The organism is Neisseria sp. P0021.S005 (assembly GCF_051956955.1).
The window spans coordinates 1-6,378 of the sequence record NZ_JBQCWY010000146.1; the positions used below are offsets into that span (position 1 = coordinate 1).

The window sequence follows — 6,378 nt, forward strand, 5'->3', positions numbered from 1 at the left end:
GCGATATGTTGAAAAACGGCCGACGCGGCTCGTTGTCGGGCAATCTGACCATCAAAGGCAAGCAAGGCCATATTGCCTATCCGCATTTGGCAATCAATCCCGTGCATACTTTTGCCCCGGCCTTGCTAGAGTTGACACAGGAAGTCTGGGACGAGGGTAACGAATACTTTCCGCCGACCAGTTTCCAAATTTCCAATATCAACGGCGGCACAGGCGCGACCAATGTTATTCCGGGCGAGCTGAACGTCAAATTCAATTTCCGTTTTTCTACCGAGTCCACCGAAGAAGGTCTGAAACAACGCGTCCACACCATTTTGGACAAACACGGCGTGCAATACGATTTGCAGTGGTCTTGTTCAGGCCAACCTTTCCTAACCCACGCGGGCAAACTGACCGACGTGGCATGCGAAGCCATTGCCGAGATTTGTGGCGTTGAGGCCGAATTGTCCACTACTGGCGGCACTTCGGACGGACGCTTCATCAAAGCCATTGCCAAAGAACTCATCGAATTAGGCCCATCCAACGCGACCATCCACCAAATCAACGAAAACGTACGTTTGGAAGATATTCCGAAACTGTCGGCAGTGTATGAGGGTATGTTGACGCGATTGTTGAAGTGAAAAAGGCCGTATAGGCTTTGAAAAACGATAGGGCGATATGATTCTTTTGCTCTTTTTGTTTTCTCTTAAGTTATCGATAATTGGACAAGGCAAAATATGATTACTCTGCCTTCTTTAAACGAGCTTCCATCAAAGTGGAATGAAATCCGAGAGCAGTTGGAAACTGACTTTCCCGCTACTCTCGAAACCTTGCTGCACAAGCGTCTTACTGAACACGAAGCCAAGCAGTTTGAGCAGGATTTTATTGATTGTATCGGTTGTACGCCTGAGGAATATGTCCGTATCCGCCAAGCTATCCGATTGTTGGAAACGCGTTATCCAGATAGTCCGAATGAGCTGACTGTTGCCGCGCTTGCCACGCCCTTGGGCGAGATGTTGGCGGTGTTCGGCGGCAAGGGTTTGTGTCTGCTGGAATTTGTCGGGCAAAAACATATGGAACAGGAAATCATGGCTGTCCAAAAAGCTTTGCGCGGGCAGTTTATTTTTCAAGAAAATGAGCAAACGCAACTTTTACGTCAAGAATTGGATTTATACTTCCAAGGCCGTCTGAAAGTTTTTGCGACGCCTTTGGAAACGATAGGTACAGCCTTTCAGCAGCAGGTATGGAATGCGTTGCTGACTATTCCTTACGGCGAAACGCGCAGCTACAAGGAGCAGGCGCAACAGTTGGGTAATCCTAAAGCCATTCGCGCCGTTGCTGCTGCAAACGGGCAAAACAAGGTGTCTATCCTGATTCCCTGCCACCGTGTTATCGGCAGCGATGGCAAGCTGACCGGCTATGCAGGCGGTTTGAACCGCAAACAATCGTTGCTTGCCTTGGAGCGAGGCGAGGTTCAGACGGCCTTGTTTTGAGTTTTGATAGAGGATAAGGGGCTGCACTATTAGCAGGCTTCGCATTCTGAAAAATTGAGCAGCAGAAGGTCGGTGGAAGCCCGACGAAATCTGCATGGAGAAAAATGTTGGGCAACGCCCACGCTAGAAAAGAGAAATACGACATGAGCCTGAAAAACCGCCATTTTCTAAAACTTTTGGATTTTACTCCGGAAGAAATTACTGCCTATCTCGACCTTGCCGCTGAATTGAAAGCCGCTAAAAAAGCGGGGCGCGAGGTGCAGCGGATGAAGGGAAAAAACATCGCCCTGATTTTCGAGAAAACATCGACCCGTACCCGTTGCGCGTTTGAAGTGGCCGCACGCGACCAAGGGGCGGGGGTCACTTATCTGGAGCCTTCTGCCAGCCAAATCGGGCATAAGGAAAGTATTAAGGATACGGCGCGTGTTTTGGGGCGGATGTTTGACGGCATTGAATATCGCGGTTTTGGGCAGGATGTAGTGGAAGAGCTGGCTAAGTATGCAGGCGTGCCTGTGTTCAACGGTTTGACCAACGAGTTTCACCCGACTCAAATGCTCGCTGATGCGCTGACGATGCGCGAGCATAGCGATAAGCCTTTGAACCAAATTGCGTTTGCTTATGTCGGTGATGCGCGTTACAACATGGCCAATTCGTTGCTGGTGTTGGCTGCGAAACTGGGCATGGACGTGCGTATCGGTGCGCCGAAAAGTTTGTGGCCGTCTGAAAACATTACCGAGACGGTGCAGGCTGTTGCTAAAGAGATCGGTGGACGGATTCTGTTGACGGAGAATGTGAAAGAAGCCGTGAAAGGCGTGGATTTTATCCATACCGATGTGTGGGTCAGCATGGGCGAGCCTAAAGAGGCTTGGCAGGAACGTATCGATTTGCTGAAAGATTACCGCGTTACGCCCGAATTAATGGCCGCGGCTGAAAATCCGCAAGTCAAGTTTATGCATTGCCTGCCTGCTTTCCATAATCGCGAAACCAAAGTCGGCGAATGGATTTATGAGACATTCGGCCTGAATGGCGTGGAAGTAACGGAAGAAGTCTTTGAAAGCGAAGCCAGCATCGTGTTTGATCAGGCAGAAAACCGGATGCACACGATTAAAGCGGTGATGGTAGCGGCATTGGGCGATTGAGTTTGGCGCTCAACGCTGCTTACTGCTTCATTTAATAGAGATTAAATAAAGGCCGTCTGAAAGAAAGACTTTCAGACGGTCTTGTTGTTGGATTGGGGGTTTATTGCCAAATCAGGACTTTGGGTTCGGGGGTTACTTGATAGCCTTCTTGACGCAATAGTTCGATTAGGCCTTTTTCGCTGGGTAAATGGGCAATGCCGACAGCAAAGAGGGTGCTTTGTTTGGCCGATTGCTTGCGGATTTCAGGCAACCATGCCAAGTTGCGGCGGATCAGGAGGTCGTTTTTCAGCCAATCGGACATGGCTTTGGCGTACTTGGTATCAACAAGTTTGAGGGTGCGCTGTTCGGTTTCTTCCAAAAGTGGGATGAGTTCTTCAAAGCGGCCGTCTGAATAGGCTTGATGGAGTTTTTTGATATCTTCGGTTTCTTCTTTATTGGTTTTAATGCTGGCTTTCAGAAAGTTGAGCATGGTCTCTTCAGGCTGGGCTTTGAAGATCGCGGTAACATCGTCCAAACTTTCCAATGAACCACGCGGCTTATTGATGTCGGCGGCCGCATTGGTCAGCAACATATCTGCACCGGTTTCTGCGCTATATCCTTGGGGAAATGCGCTGCCGGCAAAAACCAATGCTGCCCACGGATGGAGTTTGTCGGCAATTTGGGCAATGGGTCGGCTTTCTTCATTTTTTGAATAGATTTCTTGTAAAAGACGGAAATCTGTTTTGCCAAGCTTGCGACTGAGCGGTTCGGTACTCATGACCTCTTTGAAGTATTTTTGATACATTTTTTTTGTTTCCGGACTGCTGTCCGGCAATGCGTCAACTTCTGTGGTCAGTTGGTTGGTGGATTGCAACAGTTTGAGGGCATCGGAAGACAAGGTCTGATTGGTTTTCCCCATGTGGATGGTGCCGAGCAGATAGGAATCGGGTTGGCCTTCTTTGCTGATTTTCCAAACATTGCTGGTGAGTTTAGGCTGCTGCCAATTGAGTTCGGCAGGTTTGCTTTCGGGTAAAGTTGCAGCGGGTTTGCAGGTACCTAAGGCGAGGGCGGTAAATGGTATCAGCAGACAGGCAAGCAGTTTTTTCATGTTTTTCCTTATTGTGGTGTGCGGTAGGCAAGGGCAATTTAGAAATCGAGCAGGTTTTGAACCGGATGTTCGCCCGTTTCGGTTTTTTCCTGTTTGCGGTTGCGGATTTTGGCCTTCCTGAGGGATAGAAGGTGCATGACTTGATGTTTTTGGCTGTCGGTCATCTGGAGCCAGTACAAGCGCTCTTCCCGGCTGCGCAGGCAGCCTTTGCAATAACCTTTGGCATTGGCTTCGCAAACGCCGATGCAGGGGCTGGGAATGGGGAAGAAATCGGGTTGATCCATTTTGTGTTGCTTTTGATGTGAAAAAAGGCCGTCTGAAATATAGCACATATGTTCAGACGGCCTAAGTGTTTATACGGTTTGCGAGTATTTGGCTTTGGTTTCTTTATGGCGTAAATGGTAGTCGAACACCATGGCGATGTTGCGGATCAGGAAACGGCCCTTCGGCGTAACGGTCAGGCCGTGCGGTTTGAGGTGGACCAGGCCGAGGGTTTCCAGTTGCTTCATATCTTCCAGTTCGGCTGCAAAATAACGGCTAAACGGAATGCCGAACACGCTTTCGTAAATCCGATAGTCGAGCGAGAAGCGGCACATCAAATCCTGAATGATGTTGCGGCGCAAAATGTCGTCTTGATTGAGCTGGTAGCCGCGCATAATCGGCAGATGTCCGGCATCGAGTGCGGCGTAATAGGTATCGATGTCGCGCTCGTTTTGGGAGTAGGTGCTGCCGATTTTGCCAATAGAGGATACGCCGATCGCCACCAAGTCACAGTCGGCATAGGTGGAATAACCTTGGAAATTTCGTTGCAGGAAACCTTCTTTGAGGGCGATGGAGAGCTCGTCGTCAGGTTTGGCAAAGTGGTCCATGCCGATGAAAACGTAGCCTCGCTCAGTCAGGGTTTGGACGCAATATTGCAGCATATCGAGTTTTTCTTCGCTGTCGGGAACGACATTGGTGTCGATACGGCGTTGCGGTTTGAAGATATGCGGCAAGTGAGCGTAGTGGTAGAGGGCGAGGCGGTCGGGACTGAGGGACAAGACCGTGTCGATGGTGGTTTTGATGCTTTCGGTGTTTTGGTGCGGCAGGCCGTAAATTAAATCGACGCTGACTGATTTAAATCCGGCTTCACGCGCGGCATCAATCACTTCTTTGGTTTCTTCGTAGCTTTGAATACGGTTGACGGCTTCCTGCACTTTAGGGTCAAAGTCTTGAATACCGACACTCATGCGGTTGAAACCAAGTTTGCCCAGTTTGAGGACAGTTTCGCGGCTGACTTTGCGCGGGTCGATTTCGATGGAGTATTCGCCGTTGGGAATCAGCTGGAAGTATTTACGAATCATGTCGAAGACGCGTTCGAGTTGGTCGTCGCTCAGGAATGTGGGCGTACCGCCGCCGAAGTGGAGCTGCGCGAGCTGGTGTCTTCCACCCAAATGCGGTGCCAGCAATTCCATTTCTTTTTCCAGATACCGGATATAGGCATCGGCACGGCTTTTGTCTTTGGTAATGATTTTGTTGCAGCCGCAGTAGTAGCAGATGGTATTGCAGAAGGGAATGTGGATGTAGAGTGAAAGGGGTTTGTTGAGCGCGCCCATGTTGCGCAGGCTTAAAGCTTGGATATATTCGGCTTCTTTAAAGCCTTCATGGAAGCGGTCGGCAGTCGGATAGGATGTATAACGGGGACCGCTTGATGGCAAACTGGCAATTAATTCACGATCGAATTCCGGTAATTCGTTGTTTGTGTTGGTGTTATTTGAGATGGGGATGATTTTCATGGTTGGGCTTGTAGTATAAAGTAGGGAAATTAGGGAAAATTTTAGTCAAAATTTCGATAGTTTGGTAGAATGCCTGATAATGATATGCCGACTTTGACTTGGGTCAATAGTTATTCGGCTTCATCAGGGATTTATAGAACTATGCAGATTAAGGGTGCGTTATGGCCACACACAATGCAACACATCAAATGAAAACCTTGTGTTCCACATGTTCTTTACGCGAGCTGTGTTTGCCTGTCGGACTGATGCCTAACGAATTTTCACAATTGGACGCGGTTATTCGTCAAAGCCGCCGTCTGAAAAAAGGTGAATACCTGTTCCGTGCCGGCGAGCCGTTTACCTCTTTGTTTGCCATCCGTGCGGGCTTCTTTAAGACAACAGTCGCCAGCCAAGATGGACGAGATCAGGTAACCGGCTTTTTTATGTCGGGCGAGCTGATCGGTATGGATGGGATTTGTTCCCATATTCACAGCTGTGATGCTGTGGCTTTGGAAGACAGCGAGGTATGTGAGCTTCCGTTTACACATATTGAAGAACTCGGTCAGGATATTCCCAGCCTCCGCTCCCACTTTTTCCGCTTGATGAGCCGCGAAATTGTCCGAGATCAGGGCGTTATGCTGCTTTTGGGCAATATGCGCGCTGAAGAGCGATTGGCAGCATTCTTACTTAACCTGTCTCAGCGTCTCTATTCACGAGGATTCGCCGCCAATGATTTTATCTTGCGGATGTCGCGTGAGGAAATCGGCAGCTATTTGGGGCTGAAACTGGAAACAGTCAGCCGCACCTTGTCTAAATTCCATCATGAAGGCTTGATTTCGGTTGAACACAAGCACATCAAAATCTTAGATGCGACAACCTTGAAGAAAATGGTTTCCGGTTGTTCGCACGCTATCTGAATCTTAGGC

7 protein-coding genes are annotated in these 6,378 nt (G+C 49.2%); 4 read left to right on the forward strand and 3 right to left on the reverse strand.

The genetic code is table 11. The features are described from left to right. From dapE to argF, 3 genes are all read left to right on the forward strand, one after another. Positions 1–620, forward strand: a 620-nt coding sequence (gene dapE, locus ACTHUE_RS09330; protein ID WP_440423344.1) for a succinyl-diaminopimelate desuccinylase, incomplete at its 5' end; no start/stop codon positions are given. Positions 621–716: 96 nt separating this feature from the next. Continuing rightward, positions 717–1,472, forward strand: a complete 756-nt coding sequence (locus ACTHUE_RS09335) for a methylated-DNA--[protein]-cysteine S-methyltransferase (protein WP_440423346.1) — start codon at positions 717–719, stop codon at positions 1,470–1,472. Between the two features lie 143 nt (positions 1,473–1,615). Then, positions 1,616–2,611, forward strand: a complete 996-nt coding sequence (gene argF, locus ACTHUE_RS09340; protein WP_440423349.1) for an ornithine carbamoyltransferase — start codon at positions 1,616–1,618, stop codon at positions 2,609–2,611. 100 nt (positions 2,612–2,711) lie between these two features. On the opposite strand, the gene ACTHUE_RS09345 is transcribed toward argF, so the two are convergent. The 3 genes from ACTHUE_RS09345 to hemN form a co-directional block, all read right to left on the reverse strand. Further along, complete coding sequence (locus ACTHUE_RS09345; protein ID WP_107769195.1) at positions 2,712–3,698, reverse strand: TraB/GumN family protein; 987 nt, start codon at positions 3,696–3,698, stop codon at positions 2,712–2,714. 38 nt (positions 3,699–3,736) lie between these two features. After that, the gene (locus ACTHUE_RS09350) at positions 3,737–3,982 is read right to left on the reverse strand and encodes a DUF1289 domain-containing protein (protein ID WP_107769216.1); all 246 of its coding nucleotides are present in this window, start codon (positions 3,980–3,982) and stop codon (positions 3,737–3,739) included. 69 nt (positions 3,983–4,051) lie between these two features. After that, the gene (gene hemN / locus ACTHUE_RS09355; RefSeq protein ID WP_440402928.1) at positions 4,052–5,473 is read right to left on the reverse strand and encodes an oxygen-independent coproporphyrinogen III oxidase; all 1,422 of its coding nucleotides are present in this window, start codon (positions 5,471–5,473) and stop codon (positions 4,052–4,054) included. 161 nt (positions 5,474–5,634) lie between these two features. On the opposite strand from hemN, the gene fnr reads away from it, so the two are divergent. Continuing rightward, positions 5,635–6,369 carry a fumarate/nitrate reduction transcriptional regulator Fnr gene (gene fnr, locus ACTHUE_RS09360; protein ID WP_039862092.1) on the forward strand — a complete coding sequence of 245 codons (735 nt, stop codon included), beginning with the start codon at positions 5,635–5,637 and terminating at the stop codon, positions 6,367–6,369. The last annotated feature ends 9 nt before the right edge of the window (positions 6,370–6,378 follow it).